At 74.6% G+C, this 15660-nt stretch carries 14 protein-coding genes; 8 read left to right on the top strand and 6 right to left on the bottom strand.

Annotated elements, in window-relative coordinates:
• Nucleotides 1-2: 2 nt before the first annotated feature.
• Nucleotides 3-701, bottom strand: a complete 699-nt coding sequence (grpE, locus tag ACIP98_RS08115; RefSeq protein WP_401974353.1) for a nucleotide exchange factor GrpE — start codon at nt 699-701, stop codon at nt 3-5.
• Nucleotides 698-2581 (bottom strand): molecular chaperone DnaK, encoded by a 1884-nt coding sequence (gene dnaK, locus ACIP98_RS08110; protein WP_319657960.1) that lies wholly within the window; start codon nt 2579-2581, stop codon nt 698-700. Before dnaK ends, grpE begins: the two co-directional genes overlap by 4 nt.
• 134 nt (nt 2582-2715) lie before the next feature.
• Between dnaK and ACIP98_RS08105 the strand changes: the two genes are divergently transcribed.
• Together ACIP98_RS08105 and ACIP98_RS08100 are read left to right on the top strand one after the other, a co-directional pair.
• A complete protein-coding gene (locus ACIP98_RS08105; protein WP_401974350.1) occupies nt 2716-3561 on the top strand; it encodes an NUDIX domain-containing protein in 846 nt (281 codons plus the stop codon).
• Nucleotides 3562-3588: 27 nt separating this feature from the next.
• A complete protein-coding gene (locus ACIP98_RS08100; RefSeq protein ID WP_319657963.1) occupies nt 3589-4107 on the top strand; it encodes an O-acetyl-ADP-ribose deacetylase in 519 nt (172 codons plus the stop codon).
• Nucleotides 4108-4156: 49 nt separating this feature from the next.
• Here the strand turns inward: ACIP98_RS08100 and ACIP98_RS08095 are convergent, their stop codons facing one another.
• Genes ACIP98_RS08095 through ACIP98_RS08085 form a run of 3 tightly spaced genes read right to left on the bottom strand, consistent with a single transcriptional unit; the run spans nt 4157 to nt 7836 of the window.
• Nucleotides 4157-5692, bottom strand: a complete 1536-nt coding sequence (locus tag ACIP98_RS08095) for an ATP-dependent DNA ligase (RefSeq protein WP_319657964.1) — start codon at nt 5690-5692, stop codon at nt 4157-4159.
• Nucleotides 5693-5740: 48 nt separating this feature from the next.
• Nucleotides 5741-6877 carry a site-2 protease family protein gene (locus ACIP98_RS08090; protein ID WP_401974348.1) on the bottom strand — a complete coding sequence of 379 codons (1137 nt, stop codon included), beginning with the start codon at nt 6875-6877 and terminating at the stop codon, nt 5741-5743.
• 14 nt (nt 6878-6891) lie between these two features.
• Nucleotides 6892-7836, bottom strand: a complete 945-nt coding sequence (locus ACIP98_RS08085; protein WP_401974346.1) for an AraC family transcriptional regulator — start codon at nt 7834-7836, stop codon at nt 6892-6894.
• Nucleotides 7837-7898: 62 nt separating this feature from the next.
• On the opposite strand from ACIP98_RS08085, the gene ACIP98_RS08080 reads away from it, so the two are divergent.
• The gene (locus ACIP98_RS08080; protein WP_401974344.1) at nt 7899-8774 is read left to right on the top strand and encodes an NmrA family transcriptional regulator; all 876 of its coding nucleotides are present in this window, start codon (nt 7899-7901) and stop codon (nt 8772-8774) included.
• A 207-nt stretch (nt 8775-8981) separates the two neighbouring features.
• Nucleotides 8982-10370 carry an NAD(P)/FAD-dependent oxidoreductase gene (locus ACIP98_RS08075; protein WP_401974342.1) on the top strand — a complete coding sequence of 463 codons (1389 nt, stop codon included), beginning with the start codon at nt 8982-8984 and terminating at the stop codon, nt 10368-10370.
• Here the strand turns inward: ACIP98_RS08075 and ACIP98_RS08070 are convergent.
• Nucleotides 10357-11211, bottom strand: coding sequence for an alpha/beta hydrolase (locus ACIP98_RS08070; RefSeq protein ID WP_319657968.1), 855 nt, complete (start codon nt 11209-11211; stop codon nt 10357-10359). The two genes, ACIP98_RS08075 and ACIP98_RS08070, sit on opposite strands and share 14 nt — an antisense overlap.
• Before the next feature lie 100 nt (nt 11212-11311).
• On the opposite strand from ACIP98_RS08070, the gene ACIP98_RS08065 reads away from it, so the two are divergent.
• From ACIP98_RS08065 to ACIP98_RS08050, 4 genes are all read left to right on the top strand, one after another.
• On the top strand, nt 11312-11938 hold the full coding sequence (locus ACIP98_RS08065) for a GNAT family N-acetyltransferase (protein ID WP_319657969.1): 627 nt from the start codon (nt 11312-11314) through the stop codon (nt 11936-11938).
• Between the two features lie 90 nt (nt 11939-12028).
• Entirely contained in the window at nt 12029-13882 is a 1854-nt protein-coding gene (locus tag ACIP98_RS08060; protein ID WP_401974339.1) for a DUF2264 domain-containing protein, read from the top strand.
• 7 nt (nt 13883-13889) lie between these two features.
• Entirely contained in the window at nt 13890-14321 is a 432-nt protein-coding gene (locus ACIP98_RS08055; RefSeq protein ID WP_319657971.1) for a PPOX class F420-dependent oxidoreductase, read from the top strand.
• Nucleotides 14322-14479: 158 nt separating this feature from the next.
• Nucleotides 14480-15646 carry an MBL fold metallo-hydrolase gene (locus ACIP98_RS08050; protein WP_319657972.1) on the top strand — a complete coding sequence of 389 codons (1167 nt, stop codon included), beginning with the start codon at nt 14480-14482 and terminating at the stop codon, nt 15644-15646.
• The last annotated feature ends 14 nt before the right edge of the window (nt 15647-15660 follow it).

Raw genomic sequence — 15660 nt, 5'->3', positions numbered from 1 at the left:
TGTCAGGCCTCGCCCGGCCGCCAGTCGGGCCACTCGCCGGGATGGTCGGCCCAGTGCACCTGCTGGGGATCGGACACGTCGATGTCGGGGAACACGTCGCGCACCCGCAGCTCGAACTCCTCGCGCTCGAACTGCTGCCAGCCGACACCGCGCAGGTGCACCCGCCGGTAGCGGTGGTCCTCCGCGAGCGGGGCAACGTCCACCTTGTGGGTCGTCTCCATGCCTCCAGGGTGCACCCGCGCCCGCCGCGGCGCAGGTCTGGCCACCACCACCTCGGCGGGGCGCAGCAGGTGCCCGCCGACCCGGTAGCCGGGCCGTACGACCTCGGCGCACACCGGGCCCTCGGACTCCGCTCCTCCGGCGGTGCCCACGGCCTCGTGCCGGACCGGGTCGAAGGGGTCGCCGGGCGTGCCGAAGGACTGCAGGCCCAGCTCGCCGAGCCGGGTCTCCAGCACCTCCGCGACGGCGCCGAAACCCTGCGTCACCTCGCCCAGTTCCCTGGCACGGTCCACCGCGTCCAGCACCGGGAGCAGGCCGCGCAGCACGTTGGCGACGGCGATCTCGCGCACCGCCAGCCGGTCCCGGTGCACGCGCTTGCGGTAGTTGTCGTACTCCGCCTTCAGCCGCTTGAGGTCCGCCGTGCGCTCGGCCAGGCGGGCCCGCAGCGCACCCGCCCCCTCGGGCGGGGCGGCGCCGTTCATGCCGTGCCCCCCTCCCGCTTGTCGTCGTCGACGATCTCGGCGTCCACCACGTCGTCCGTGCCGTCGCCCGCGTCGGACGGCGGCGGTCCGGCCCCCTGGCCGGCCCCCGCGGCGGACGACTCCGCCTGGGCACGGGCGTACATCGCCGTACCGATCTTCTGCGCCGTGGCGCTCAGCCGCTCCGTGGACGTGCGGATGGCCGCGGTGTCGTCGCCCTCGGCCGCCAGCTTCTCCTTCAGGTCCGCGACCGCGGCCTCCGTCTCGGTCCGCAGATCGGCCGGGACCTTGTCGGGGTTGTCGCGCAGCAGTTTCTCGGTCGAGTAGACCAGGCCTTCGGCGGTGTTGCGGGTCTCGGCGGCCTCACGCCGCCGGTGGTCCTCCTCCGCGTACTGCTCGGCCTCGCGCATCATGCGGTCGATGTCGGTCTTCGGCAGCCCGGAGCCGCCGGTGACGGTCATCTTCTGCGTCGTACCGGTACCCAGGTCCTTCGCCGCCACGTGCATGATGCCGTTGGCGTCGATGTCGAAGGAGACCTCGACCTGGGGCACCCCGCGCGGCGCCGGGGGCAGGCCGGTCAGCTCGAACACGCCGAGCTTCTTGTTGTACGCCGCGATCTCGCGCTCGCCCTGGAACACCTGGATCTGCACCGACGGCTGGTTGTCCTCGGCCGTGGTGAAGATCTCCGAGCGCTTGGTCGGGATGGTCGTGTTGCGCTCGATCAGCTTGGTCATGATGCCGCCCTTGGTCTCGATGCCCAGGGACAGCGGGGTGACGTCGAGCAGCAGCACGTCCTTGACCTCGCCCTTGAGCACACCGGCCTGGAGGCTGGCGCCGATGGCCACGACCTCGTCCGGGTTGACGCCCTTGTGCGGGTCCTTGCCCGTCAGGGACTTGACCAGGTCAGTCACCGCCGGCATCCGGGTCGAGCCGCCGACGAGGATCACGTGGTCCACGTCGGAGACGTCGATCCGGGCGTCCTCGACCGCCTGGTGGAAGGGTGACTTGCAGCGCTCCAGCAGGTCCGCGGTCAGTTGCTGGAACTGGGCGCGGGTGAGCTTCTCGTCCAGGTGCAGCGGGCCCTCGGCGGACGCGGTGATGTAGGGCAGGTTGACCGTCGTCTCGGTCGACGACGACAGCTCGATCTTGGCCCGCTCGGCGGCCTCCCGCAGCCGCTGCAGCGCCATCTTGTCCTGCGACAGGTCCAGGCCGTACCCGTTCTTGAAGCGCTCGACGAGATGGTCCACGATGCGCTGGTCCCAGTCGTCGCCGCCCAGTTGCGTGTCGCCGTTGGTGGCCTTGACCTCCACCACGCCCTCGCCGATGTCGAGCAGGGACACGTCGAAGGTGCCGCCGCCCAGGTCGAAGACGAGGATCGTCTGGTCGTTCTCCTTGTCCAGGCCGTAGGCCAGGGCCGCCGCGGTGGGCTCGTTGATGATGCGCAGGACGTTGAGCCCGGCGATCTCGCCGGCCTCCTTGGTCGCGGTGCGCTGCACGTCGTCGAAGTACGCGGGGACCGTGATCACCGCGTCCGTCACGTCCTCGCCGAGGTAGGACTCCGCGTCCCGCTTCAGCTTCTGCAGCACCCGGGCCGAGATCTCCTGTGCGGTGAACCGCTTGCCCTCGATCGCGCCGGAGTCGGGGAACCGCCAGCCGGAGTCCCCCATGTGCCGCTTGACCGAGCGCGCCGTGCGCTCCACGTTGGTCACGGCCTGGCGCTTGGCGATCTCGCCCACGAGGACCTCGCCGCCCTTGCCGAAGGCCACCACCGAGGGCGTGGTCCGCGCTCCCTCGGTGTTGGTGATGACGGTGGGCTCACCGCCCTCCAGTGCGCAGACCACCGAATTGGTGGTGCCGAGGTCAATACCGACCGGACGTGTCATGTCAGTCGCCTCCTCCCCTCCAGGGTGCGACGCCGGGGGGCCGACCACCAGACGGCAGGGGCGGGCGGGCGGGCCGCTCCCGATCCGGAATATTCACGACGCCCACCACGGCGGGCGCTGCTAGCGTCGGCCAGATGTCCTCACTGCACGCAGGAGTGATCCTCTTCCACGACCAACACCTCGCCGTACACGACGACTTGACCCTGCCCCGGGCCCCCGTCCCGCCGCGCGGCGACCCCGCGGCGGCGGCCCGCGAGGCGGCCCGAACCGCCCTCGGCGTCGACGTCCGGATCGACGCCTCACCGTGCCTGGAGGTGCGCGCGGCCGCGGGCACCGAGCTGTACTTCCGGGCCGCGGCCCCGCTCGCCCCGGCAGCCGCCCCGCCCCGGCTGCTCGCCCGGGAAGAGGCCCTGCACCTGCCGCTCGCGCCGTGGACCGCCTGGGAGGCCATCCTGCGCTCCTGGGACGGGCCGCCCTGGTGGCGGGGCCGCCTCGTCCTGGAGGAGCCCCTCGGCCGCCCGCCCAAACGGACCCGCGCCGGGGCGGTGATCATCCGCGACGGCCACATGCTGCTGATCCGCTACCGGCACCGCCGCGGCGACTTCTACGAGATCCCCGGCGGCGGGGTCGAGCCGGGGGAGACCCCCGAGACCGCGGTGGTGCGCGAGCTCGCCGAGGAGACCGGCCTCACCGCCACCGTCGGCCGCGAGATCGCCCGGGTCAACCGGGTCCACCGCGGCTCGCACCCCGGCCACTACTTCCTCGTCGAGGCCAGTGGGACCATCGGCCCGCGCTCCTCCCTCGACCTGGAGAAGGGCGCCGCCCCGGTCTGGGTGCCTGTGGCGGACCTGCGGCACCTGCCCCTGTGGCCCAAGCGGCTGGGCTGGCGCATCGCCCACTGGCACAGCGTGGGCTGGCCGCAGCGGCCCGCCGAGTTCTGCGACTCGCTGCTGGACCTGCGGGTGCCCTGCGACTGGTGATCCGCGCGCGGTGGGAGGATCACCCGCATGGCACACATCATCCTGGTCCAGGGAGACATCACCGAGCAGGCCGTGGACGCCGTCGTCAACGCCGCGAACTCCTCGCTCCTGGGAGGCGGCGGCGTCGACGGCGCCATCCACCGCCGCGGCGGCCCGGAGATCCTGGAGGAGTGCCGCGCGCTGCGCGCGTCCCACTACGGGCGCGGCCTGCCGACGGGGCAGGCCGTCGCCACGACCGCGGGACGGCTGCCCGCCCGCTGGGTGATCCACACCGTCGGCCCGGTGTGGTCCGCCGAGCGGGACCGCTCGGCGGAGCTGGCCTCGTGCTACCGGGAGTCCCTGCGCGTCGCGGAGGAACTGGGCGCCCGCACGGTGGCGTTCCCCGCGGTCTCCACCGGCGTGTACGGGTGGCCGCTGGAGGATGGGGCGCGGATTGCGCTGGGGGCCGTGCGGGGCGCGGGGGCGGGGCGGGTTGAGGAGGTGCGGTTCGTGCTTTTTGATGAGCGGGCGTACGGGGTGTTCGAGGCGGCGTTGGCCGCGGGCTGATCCTGGGCGCGCCCCGCCCGCCCTCCCTCCCCGGACAGCGAGCGCAGCGTTACGCGCGGAGGGCGAGGACCGCGTCCACCGTGTCCGCCTCCGCCGCGGACTTGTCCGCCCTGTAGCGCAGGACACGGGCGAACCGGAGGGTGACCCCGGCCGGGTAGCGGGAGGACCGCTGGAGCCCGTCGAAGGCGATCTCGACGACGAGTTCGGGGCGGACCCGGACGACCCAGCCGTCGTCGCTGACGGCGAGTGCCCGGAGGTGTTCGGTCTGCCAGGCGAGCATCGCGTCGGTGAGGCCCTTGAACGTCTTGCCGAGCATCGCGAACGTGCCGTCGGGACGGCGGGCCCCGAGGTGGAGGTTGGAGAGCTTGCCGGTGCGGCGGCCGTGGCCCCATTCGGCGGCGAGGACCACCAGGTCCAGCGTGTGCACCGGTTTCACCTTGAGCCAGGCGGCGCCGCGCCGTCCCGCGCTGTAGGGGGCGTCGAGGGCTTTGACGACCAGCCCCTCGTGACCGCGTTCCAGGACCTGCGCGGCGAACTCCCGTGCCGCCTCGCGTGTGGCGGGGTCGGCCGGGTCGGTGGCGACCATGCGTTCGACGCGGCGCGGCTCGGGGGCGATGCGGGCCAGTTCGGCATGGCGTTCCGCGGTGGTCAGGTCGAGCAGGTCGCGGCCGTCGACCGACAGCAGGTCGAAGAAGACCGGTGCCACCGGCAGGGCCACCTGGGCGGTCGCGACGTCGAGGCGTGAGCCGACGCGGGAGGAGGTCTCCTGGAAGGGGCGCGGGCGGCCGTCGTCGCCGAAGGAGATGACCTCGCCGTCGAGCACGGCCTCCTCCACCGCCAGCTCCATGGCCGCGGCCACGACTTCGGGCAGCCGGTCGGTGATCTCGTCGAGGGTGCGGGTGTACACGCGGACGTCGGGCCCGGCGCGATGCACCTGGACGCGGATGCCGTCGAGCTTCTCCTCCAGCGCGCAGGGGCCGAGGCGGTCCAGCGCCTCGTCCACGTCCTTGGCGGTCTGCGCGAGCATCGGCTGCACCGGGCGGCCGACCTCCAGCCGGAACGCGGCGAGTGCCTCGGGGCCGTCCGCCAGCAGGGCGCGCGCGACCGTGCCGAGCGAGCCGCCGAGCATCACCGCCCGCCGTACGTCCTCCGGTGGCGCCCCCGCCGCGACCGCGAGCCCTTCCACGGCGAGCGCGTCCAGGGCCCCCTGCCGCAGCTCGCCGCCGATCAGCCCGAGCAGGAAGGTCTGCTCGTCGCGCGTGGCCGCGCCCATGAGCTCCGCGACCAGCCGTTTGCGCTCCGCGGCGGCGCCCTTGCCCGTCACCGCCGCGATCCGGTCGAGCATGGCGTGGACTCCGGCCACGGTCAGCCCTGGCTCGGGCGCCGGCTCGTGGCGCTCGCGCAGGGTGCTCCAGCCGACGCCCGTGCGGCGCTGCGGAAGCCGCCCCGCGATGTAGGTGATCACCACGGGCGCCTCGTCGGGCTCCGCGGCCCTCAGGAGCCGGGCGAGCGCCGCGACCTTCTCCGAACGGGCGGACGTGGCCGCGATCTCCTGGGACGTACGCGCGATCTCCGCGAGCAGCATGGCTCCATCGTCGCCCAGCGGCGGCCCCTGCGCACCAGTCGTGCGCGGTCACGCGGCGCGGCTGCCGCCCGCCATCTGCCGGCGCTGCACCAGCCGCGTGATGTCGCCGCCGGTGACGATGCCGACCGGGCGGCCGCCGTCCACGACCACCACGCGCACGCCTGCGGCGCCGGAGCGCAGGTGGTCCAGGGCGTCGTTGACGAGCTCGTCCGGCGAGCCGGTGGTCACCTGGGACAGCGGGACCGCGACGTCGCGCACCCGGACCTCGGCGCGGCGCTCGGCCGGCACGGAGGTCAGGCGGCGCAGGGACACCAGACCGGACAGCCGCCCGTCGAAGTCGAGCAGCGGCAGGACGGAGTGGCGTGACTGCAGCGCGACCTCGTCGATGAAGCGGTCCACGGCGAGCCAGTCGGAGCCCGTCGCGACCGGCGAGGACATCGCGTCCCCGAGGCGCACCCCGCGCAGTGCCGAGCCGATGACGGCGCGCTGCCGCTCGGCCCCCGCGGTGAGGGCCATGAACAGGCCGACGAGCGCCAGCCACAGGCCGCCGGGCACGCCGCGGGCGAAGGCCAGCCAGCCACCGAGGACCAGGAGCACGCCGACGACCTGCCCGCCCCGGCCGGCCGCGCGGTCGGCGCGGTCGCGGTCCCCGGTCCGCCACCACAGCAGGGCCTGCAGCACCCGCCCGCCGTCCAGCGGCGACGCGGGCAGCAGGTTGAAGGCGCCGAGGAGCAGGTTGGCCCAGCCCAGCCAGATCAGCAGTGCCCCCGGGACGGAGCGGTGGGCGGCCGCCGCCACACCGATGCCGGCGCCGAGCGCGATGCCCCCGATGACGAGGCTGGCCAGCGGCCCGCTGACCGCGACCAGGAAGGCCGCGCGCGCCGACGTGGCACGGTCCATGCGCGTCATGCCGCCCATCGCCCACAAGGTGACGTCCTGCACGGAGATCTGCTTGCGCAGCGCCGTGGCCGCGTGGGCGATCTCGTGGACGAGCAGGCTCGCCATCAGCAGAACCGCGCCCACGGCGGCGGCCAGGGTGTAGACGGTGGGGGACAGCCCGGGGATCCAGGCGGGCAGGGTGTCGTGGCCGAGCCCGTACGCGAGCAGCACGACGAGTACGGGGACGCTCCAGTGCATGCGCAGCGGTACCCCGTACACCCGTCCCATCTGAATCGAGCCGTTCATCCCACTGTCCAGTGTCACTCCGTCCGGGCCGGGGCGGCGCGGTGTTCCCGCGGGCTGATCCCGCGTACCCGCTTGAAGGCCGCGCTGAGCGCGAAGGGACTGCCGTAGCCGACCCGGCGGGCGACCGCGCCGAGGGTCGCGTCGGGCTCGCGCAGCAGGTCCGCGGCGAGCGTGAGACGCCAGCCGGTCAGATAGGCCATCGGGGGTTCTCCGACGAGTTCGCCGAAGCGGCGGGCCAGTGCCGCCCGGGACACACCGGCCTCGGCGGCGAGCCCGGCCACCGTCCAGGGGTGGGCCGGGTTGTTCTGCAGCAGGCGCAGCGCCCGGCCCACCACGGGGTCGGCGAAGGCGCGGTACCAGGCGGGGGCCGACTCACCGCGCCGGGCGAACCACGTACGCAACGCCGAGATCAGCAGCAGGTCCAGCAGCCGGTCCAGGATCGCCTCCTGCCCCGGTTCGTCCTTGACGATCTCCTCGGACAGCAGCGCCGGCAGCGGGCTCTCCCAGTCCCCGGCGGGGAGCACCAGCAGCGGCGGCAGCGCGTCCAGGAGGCGCCGGCCGACCTCGCCGCCCAGCTGGTAGGTGCCGACCAGCATGGCGTCCGCCCCGTCGGCCCGGTTGCCCCAGGTCCTGACCCCCAGCGCCATCGCGTCGGCCAGGTCGTGACCGTCCGCGGACCGGCACACCCCGCCGGGCAGGATCCATGCGTGCGGTGGGGTCGAGGGCCGGTCGGCGACGGTGTACGGGGCCGGGCCGCGCGCGACGGCGAGGTCACCGGGGCCGAGCCGTACCGCCTCGCCGTCCTCGGGCACGATCCACGCCCCGCCGCGCGCGACCGTCATGACGCACAGCGGCACCCGGTCCTCGATCCGTACCGACCACGGCGGTTCCATGACCATGCGCAGCAGGAACGCGCCCCGCGCGCGGGGTCCGTCGAGCAGGCCCGTCAGTGCGTCCATACGGGTCAGCGTAGACGCTCGCGTATGGAGTGGAGCCGATCATCCATGGTCCGTCTCGTTCCATGGTCGGTTCACTAGGGAGCCTGACGCAGACACGCACACCGCTGCCCCAAGGCACCGCGCTCGTCCTCGGCGGCACGGGCAAGACGGGCCGCCACGTCGTCCGGGCGCCGGCCGCCCGCGGCCTCGCCGTACGCACCGCCTCCCGCTCCGGCGAACCGCCCTTCGGCTGGGCGGACCGCGCCACCTGGGCACCCGTGCTCGACGGCGCGACCGTCGCCTACCTGGCCTGTCACCCCGACATCGGCGACTCGGGAGCCGCCGCCACGCTCGGCGCCCTCGCCTCGCCGGCCGCAGCGAGCGGCGTGCGCCGCATCGCGCTGCTGTCCGCCCGCGGCGAGGACCTCGCCCGGCCCGCCGAGGACGCGGTGCGGGGCGCGGGCGCCGACTGCACGGTGATCAGGGCCAGTTGGTTCTGCCAGAACTTCAGCGAGGGCCTGTTCCGCGACGGCGTCCTCGACGGCGGAATCGTCTTCCCGGCCGGAACGGTCGGCGAACCCTTCGTCGACGCCCGGGACATCGCCGATCTCGCCGTCGCGGCGCTCACCGGTGACGGGCACGCCGGCCGCGTCTACGAAGCGACCGGCCCGCGCCTGCTCACCTTCGCCGACGCCGCCGCCGAGATCGGCGCCGCCACCGGCCGCCCCGGCCGCCCCGTCCGCTACACGGCCGTTCCACCGCGCGCGTACGCCCCGCACCTCACCGCCCTCGGGCTGCCGGACGAGACCGTCGGCTTCCTCGTCCAGCTCTTCGGCGACCTGCTCGACGGGCGCAACGCCCTTCTCACCGACGACGTCGAACGGGTCCTCGGCCGCACGCCCCGCGACTTCCGCGACTTCGCCCACGAGGCCGCCGCCGCGGGCGCGTGGCACCACTGACGCTCCCGGGTGTCCGCGGCGCCACGTCCCGACCTTCGAACCCGCCGTGGGACGTGAGGGGTTCGGGCCGGGCGGAGATGGACTCGGCCGCTCCCTGTGGGACGTGCGTGGGGATTCCGTACAAGCCCGAACCCGCACCGGAGTTGACCGGCGTGCCGGAGCCCGCGAGGCTGGGCGCGTCGGCGGTGGACGACCGGGGGAGCGCTCATGGACGGCGGCGAGGGCGACGCGGTGGTCATCGGCGGCGGCCTCGCCGGGATGCTGGTCGTACGGGCGCTGCTCGGCCACGTCCGCAAGGTGACGGTCGTCGAACGCGATCGCTACCCGGACGGCCCGGCCTTCCGGAAGGGCGTGCCGCAGGCCCGGCACCTGCACATCCTGCTGACCGGTGGCCAGGAAGCGCTGGAGGAGCTCCTTCCGGGCAGCGGCGCGGAGCTCGCCGCGGCCGGCGCCCGCCGCCTGGACATGCCGCGTGACCTGCTGACCTGCGGCCTGACCGGATGGCAGATCCGGTTCCACGAGGGCCGGCACTCGCTGATCTCCTGCACGCGCCCACTGCTCGACCACGTCGTCCGCACCCGTGTCCTTGCGGCAGCCGCCGCCTCCGGCACGGCGGTGGAGGTCGTCGAGGCGACCGATGCGGTGGGCCTGCTGGGCGGCCCCGACCGCGTCACCGGTGTCCGCGTGCGGCCGCGCGGCGCGGGGCGCCAGGAGCGGGACATGGACGCGGACCTCGTGGTGGACGCGTCGGGACGCGCCTCGCGCACGCCGCAGTGGCTGGAGGCCCTGGGACGGGCGGCTCCCGCCCAGGAGTCGGTGGACCCGGGCCTCCAGTACGCGTCGCGCGTCCTGCGGCTGCCCGAGCCCCCGGGGACCGGGGTGTACGTCCAGTACCGGCCGGACAACCCGGCCGCCGGTGGGCTGCTGCCGCTGGAGGACGGCACGTGGATCCTCACGGTGTCCGGGATCGGCGGTCTCGACGTGCCCACGGACGAGGGCGGCTTCGCCGAGTTCACCTCCGGGCTCGCCCACCCCTACCTCCACGAACTGCTGCGGGGCGCCGAACCGCTGTCCCCGGTGATCGGTTTCCGGGACACCTCCAACCGGCGGCGCCGCTACGAGGCCCCGGGCGGTGTGCCCGAGGGGCTGGTCGTCGTCGGCGACGCGGCCTGCTCCTTCAACCCCGTCTACGGCCAGGGCATGACGGTGGCGGCGGTCGGCGCGCTCGCCCTGCGCGACGCCTTGGCGGACGGCGGCCCGCGCGCGGGCCTGGCGGCGCGGGCGCAGCGGGCCGTCGCCCGCGCGGCGGACGCCGCCTGGCTCACCGCCGTGGGCGCCGACCGCCCGTACGTGGACGCCGGGCAGTCCTCCGCCCCGGGCCTCGGCGAGCGGTTCACGAGCTGGTACGTCGAACGGCTCGTGGCCCGCGCCGCCGTCGATCCGGTCGTCGGCTCCGCCTTCCGGGACGTGGTGGCCCTCACCGCGCCGCCGTCCCGGATGCTCGCTCCGGCCGTGGCTCTGCGCACGATGCTGCTGCGGCGCCGCCCGGCGCTCGCCGACCCCCCGCTGGGTCCCGTGCCGGCTACACGGCGGTGATGGCGCCCGCCACCAGGGCGGGTTCGTCGATCTGTACGTAGTGGCCGGCCCGCAGGAGGAGCCGCAGTTCGCTGTGCGGGAAGAGGACCGCGAACTGGCGGGCGACGCGGGTGTTGAGCCAGCGGTCCCGGGCGCCGAAGACCACGCGGACCCGCGGCTGGAAGTCCTGGAGTTCCGGGATGCGCCGGCGGCGGCTCAGCACCGCCCGCGGCAGCTCCTCGTTCAGGCGCCAGAAGGCCGGACGCGCGGCAGGGAACTCCTCGTACAGCAGTGTCACGTACGCCTCGCGCGCCACGGGGTCGCGGATGAACGAGCCGATCTGCCAGGCGAACAGGCGCCGGTCGAGGTCGGGGCGGCGCCGGGCGACGGCGTGGGCGGCGGCGCGCAGCAGGGGGGTGGAGTAGAGCGCGATCGCGGGCGGCCGGCGCAGGGCGGGCGTCCAGTGGTAGTAGGTGTTGAGCAGCACGAGCCGGGCGACGCGGCCGGGGTGGGCGAGCGCCCAGTCGATCGCGGGCGGCCCCGAGGCGTCGTGTGCCACGAGGATCAGCCGGCGGTCGCGGAGCCCGGTGGCCGGGGAGTCGGCGACGGCGGCGAGGTCGGCCTCCTGCTCGGCGACGCAGTAGGGGTGGCCGGGCGGCTTGTCGGAGCGCCCCCAGCCGAGGAAGTCGAAGCGCACGACGGGCACGCGGCCCCGGAGGTGCGGCACCAGCCGGTCGTAGAGGCGGCAGTTGTCGGGGAAGCCGTGCATCAGGACGACGGGAGTGCCCGCGCCGGGGGAGACCTCGGCGTACAGCCGGTGGGGGCCGCGCGTGACGGCCGGTGTCTCGGTGCCCGGGGCCATGGCGATCTCCCCTCGGCCGCGTTCCGTGGGCCCTTCGTTCAGCCTATCGCTCCCTGCCGAAGGGGTTGTGGGAGCGCTCCCATGTGGCCATGATGTCCGCATGACCTCACGTGCGGCCATCCGCCCCTATCGCCCGGAGGACCGGGCGGACCTCTACGACGTCTGCGTGCGCACCGGCCACGAGGGCGGCGACGCCCGCGCCCTGTACGCGGACCAGGATCTGCTGCCCGACATCTTCGCCGGCCCGTACGCCCACCTGGAACCGGACCTCGCCTTCGTCGTGGACGACGGGACGCGCGTCGTCGGCTACGTCGTCGGCGCCGCCGACACGGCGGCCTTCGTGCGGCGCTTCCGCGACGAGTGGCTGCCGACGGTCGCGGACCGCCACCCGGCGCCGAAGGGCGTGCCGCTGACCCCGGACGAGGAGATGGCGAGGCTGCTGCACTGGCCCGAGCGCATGATCCTCCCGGAACTCGCCGGTCATCCGGCGCATCTGCACATCGACCTGCTGCCCGAGTACCAGCGGGCCGGATACGGCAGGGAACTGATGGCGCGTCTGCTCGCGGCGCTCGCGGCGCGCGGTGCCGGCGCCGTCCATCTGGGCATGGTCACGGCGAACACCCCGGCCCGTGCCTTCTACGACCGCCTCGGTTTCCAGGTGATCCCGGTCGTGGACCCCGGGCCGCTGACCTACCTGGGACGGAAGACGGACGTGCCGGTGCGCTGAGGTGCCGTACGTACGCGCGGTCTAGAAAGCGCTTGCCCCCGCGGGTAGGGTCCACGACGGCCCACCCAGCGGCCGGAGAGGAGCCACCCCGTGACCCGTTCCGCGCCCCCGCACCCCTTCGTCCTGCCGCCCGAGGACCGGGTGCTGAGCCCGTGCACCGGATGGACCCGGGCCCATTGGGAGGCCGTCGCCGACGGACTGCTCGCGGCCGTCGCCCCGCACGCCACCCCGGGCCGCGCGCTGTACCACCTGCCCGGCGCCCGCCCCAGCAGCTCGGGCGTGCGCTCGGACGGGCTGGAGGGCTACGCGCGGACCTTCCTGCTGGCCGCGATCCGCGTCGCGGGCGCCGACGGTGACGACCCGGAAGGGCTCCTGGAACGGTACGCCGACGGCCTGGCCGCGGGCACCGCCCGCCCCGGCGGGGATGGACCCGAGGACTGGCCGGTCGTCGCCGACCGCAGCCAGCCCCTCGTCGAGGCTGCCTCGATCGCCCTCGCGCTGCGCCTGACCCGCCGCTGGCTGTGGGACCGGCTCGACGACGCGGTGCGCGAGCGCGCCGGCGCGTGGCTGGCCCGCGCGGTCACCGCCGAACCCTGGGCCTGCAACTGGGAGCTGTTCCCCGTCACCGTCGCCGGCTTCCTCGGCGACCAGGAGGCCGTGACCCGCGGCCTGGACGGCATCGAGCGCTGGTACGTCGGAGACGGCTGGTACACCGACGGCGACCGGCGTGCCTTCGACTACTACAACGGCTGGGCCCTGCACCTGTACCCCGTGCTGGAGGCGTGGCTCTCCGGGGACACCGACCGCCTCGACCGCTACGGCGCGCGGCTGCGCGTCCACCTCGCCGACTACGCCCGGCTCTTCGGCGCCGACGGCTCGCCCGTGCACCAGGGGCGCTCCCTCACCTACCGCATGGCCACCGCCTGCCCCTTGTGGCTCGGCGCGCTCACCGGCCACACCCCGCTCACCGCGGGCACCACCCGGCGGCTGGCCTCCGGCGCGCTGCGCCACTTCCTCGACCGCGGCGCGGCCGGACCCGACGGGCTGCTGTCGCTGGGGTGGCACGGCCCGTACGAGCCCGTGCTCCAGGCGTACTCCGGCCCCGCGTCCCCGTACTGGGCGAGCAAGGGCTTCCTCGGACTGCTGCTCCCTGCGGACCACGAGGTGTGGACGGCCCCCGAGGAGGCCGCGCCCGCCGAGCGGGCCGACGCGCTGACCGCGCTCCCGGCGCCCAACTGGCTGCTGCAGTCGACCGTCGCGGACGGCGTCGTCCGTCTGCACAACCACGGCAGCGAGGACGCCCGCTACGACCCGCACTACACCCGCCTCGCGTACTCCAGCGCCACGGCGCCGGTGTCCGCCGCGGATCCGCCCGACAACCACTTCGGCCCGGTGCTTGCCGACGGCTCGGTCACCGCGCGGAGCGGGATCGTCCCGCTCGGCGCGGGCGAGGGCTGGGCCGCCTCGCGCTCCACGGCGGGCCGGGGCGTGCACGTGGTCGCCGTCGTCCTGGCGCGCGGCGCCGCCGAGGTCCGCGTCCACCTGGTCACCGGCGCCGAGCCCGGCACGGCCGTACGGCAGACGGGCTGGCCGGCGGGGGAGGGGCTGCGCTCCGAGCTGCTGCCGCTGCACGGACTCACCGACGCCCCCGCGCTGCCGCCCGCGCCGACCGCGTGCACCCCGCACGCCGTCGTCCCGGCCGCCGACGGCCTCACCACCGGCGCCGGCCGGAGCGACGGCGGCAGCGGCGACCTCTTCGTGTGCGCCGCGCGGCTGACCGGCGCACCGGACCCGGAGCCGCTGTCCGCGGCGGCGAAGGCCGAGGTGCGCTCCACCTCCGCCGGCCACGAGGTGACCGTCCACTGGGCGGACGGGACGGCCCACCACGTGCGCCTCACCCCGGGCGGCGCGGTGGTGGAATCCTCTGCCCCGGACGGTCGTTGAGGCGGGCATGAGCGATACGGAACTGCTGCGACTGCTCGCCGACACCAACGGGGGCGAGCTGGTGACGATCAAGCGGGACGGCCGCCCCCAGATCTCCAACGTCACCCACCACTACGACCCCGCGACCCGGGTGCTGCGGGTCTCCCTCACCGACGACCGCGCCAAGACCCGCAATCTGCGGCGCGACCCCCGCGCCAGCTACCACGTGACCACCGCGGACCGCTGGGCGTGGACGGTCGCCGAGGGCACGGCCGAACTCACCCCCGTCGCCGCGGACCGGAACGACGCGACCGTCGAGGAACTCGTCGACCTCTTCCGGGCCGTGCAGGGCGAGCATCCCGACTGGGACGACTACCGGCGCGCCATGGTGGAGGACAAGCGCCTGGTCCTGAAGCTGCATGTGGAGCGCGCCTACGGGCAGCCCCGCGCCGGGGGATAGCCACGCCGGGTCCGCGCCCCGTGACAGGACGCGCACAGGATGGACAACGGGGCGCGGAACTGGAATGACCGATGTAGGAGTTGTCGCTGTACATACTGGTGCTGCCGGGACCCCCACGGTCACGGCGCGATCGTGACCGCCGACTACCGGGAGGTGCCGTGACCGGCTCCAGTCCGAAGCGTTCTCCGCTCGCCCGTCTCATCCCCGCTTTCGGAGACAATCCCTACGGGGAAAGGATGGAGCGCATCCAGCGGTCGCCCCACTTCGCCGACGGCGTCTTCACGAACCCGGTGAGCGCCAGGACGGCGCCCTCGGGTTCCATGCTGCGGTTCGCGCGTTCCTACTTCCGCAAGGAGGACCGGGTGCGCCGCGCCCCGGGCGGCGACATCCCGCTGTACGGGTCCACCCTTGCGGATCTGGCGGCGCCGCCCGCGTCCGGACTGCGGCTCACCTGGATGGGCCACTCCACCGTCTGGACCGAGATCGACGGGCACCGCGTGCTCTTCGACCCCGTCTGGGGCGAGCGCTGCTCCCCCTTCTCCTTCATCGGGCCGAAGCGGCTGCACCGGCCGCCGGTGGCGCTGCGGGAACTGGGCGAGGCCGACGCGATCGTCATCTCGCACGACCACTACGACCACCTCGACATGCCCACGATCAAGGCGCTGGCCGGTACGGGCACGCGCTTCGTGGTCCCGCTCGGCGTCGGGGCGCACCTGGAGCGGTGGGGCGTCCCCGCGGACCGCATGACCGAGCTGGACTGGCACGAGTCCACACAGGTCGGCGGGCTCACCCTGACCGCGACACCCGCCCGGCACTTCTGCGGCCGGGCCATCCGCAACACCCAGCACACCCTGTGGGCCTCCTGGGTCGTGGCCGGACCCGAGCACCGCGTCTACCACAGCGGCGACACCGGCTACTTCCCTGGATTCGCCGAGATCGGCGCCTCCTACGGCCCCTTCGACGCCACGATGGTGCAGATCGGCGCCTACAGCGAGTTCTGGCCGGACATCCACATGACGCCGGAGGAGGGCGTCCGCGCCCACGGCGACCTGCGTGGCGAACTGATGCTGCCGATCCACTGGGGCACCTTCAACCTCGCGCCGCACCCCTGGGAAGCGCCCGCGGAGGGCACCGTCGCCGCCGCCCTGGCCTCCGGCGCCCGGGTCGCCGTGCCCCGCCCCGGCGAGCCCTTCGAGCCCGCCGCCGGTCTGGCCCTCGACCCCTGGTGGCGGGCTGTCGCCAAGGGCGGCGAGGGCCGCGCCTGGCCCGCCCTCACCGACGGGAGCGGGACGGCCGCTCCGCAGGCGGACACCGCCACGGCATAACCGGCCTCCCCGGA

Source organism: Streptomyces sp. NPDC088354 (assembly GCF_044753585.1).
In the GTDB taxonomy this organism is placed as follows: domain Bacteria; phylum Actinomycetota; class Actinomycetes; order Streptomycetales; family Streptomycetaceae; genus Actinacidiphila.
Note: the sequence above shows the minus strand (reverse complement) of the source record. Positions and strands in the feature narration are given on the sequence as shown.

Bases quoted from the DNA above. Each gene is read 5' to 3' on its own strand.
- dnaK (WP_319657960.1), bottom strand. From the start codon at position 2,581: ATGACACGTCCGGTCGGTATTGACCTCGGCACCACCAATTCGGTGGTC.
- ACIP98_RS08095 (WP_319657964.1), bottom strand. From the start codon at position 5,692: ATGCTGCTCGCGGAGATCGCGCGTACGTCCCAGGAGATCGCGGCCACG.
- ACIP98_RS08085 (WP_401974346.1), bottom strand. From the start codon at position 7,836: ATGGACGCACTGACGGGCCTGCTCGACGGACCCCGCGCGCGGGGCGCG.
- grpE (WP_401974353.1), bottom strand. From the start codon at position 701: ATGAACGGCGCCGCCCCGCCCGAGGGGGCGGGTGCGCTGCGGGCCCGC.
- ACIP98_RS08105 (WP_401974350.1), top strand. From the start codon at position 2,716: ATGTCCTCACTGCACGCAGGAGTGATCCTCTTCCACGACCAACACCTC.
- ACIP98_RS08100 (WP_319657963.1), top strand. From the start codon at position 3,589: ATGGCACACATCATCCTGGTCCAGGGAGACATCACCGAGCAGGCCGTG.
- ACIP98_RS08080 (WP_401974344.1), top strand. From the start codon at position 7,899: ATGGTCGGTTCACTAGGGAGCCTGACGCAGACACGCACACCGCTGCCC.
- ACIP98_RS08055 (WP_319657971.1), top strand. From the start codon at position 13,890: ATGAGCGATACGGAACTGCTGCGACTGCTCGCCGACACCAACGGGGGC.
- ACIP98_RS08070 (WP_319657968.1), bottom strand. From the start codon at position 11,211: ATGGCCCCGGGCACCGAGACACCGGCCGTCACGCGCGGCCCCCACCGG.
- ACIP98_RS08065 (WP_319657969.1), top strand. From the start codon at position 11,312: ATGACCTCACGTGCGGCCATCCGCCCCTATCGCCCGGAGGACCGGGCG.
- ACIP98_RS08075 (WP_401974342.1), top strand. From the start codon at position 8,982: ATGGACGGCGGCGAGGGCGACGCGGTGGTCATCGGCGGCGGCCTCGCC.
- ACIP98_RS08090 (WP_401974348.1), bottom strand. From the start codon at position 6,877: ATGAACGGCTCGATTCAGATGGGACGGGTGTACGGGGTACCGCTGCGC.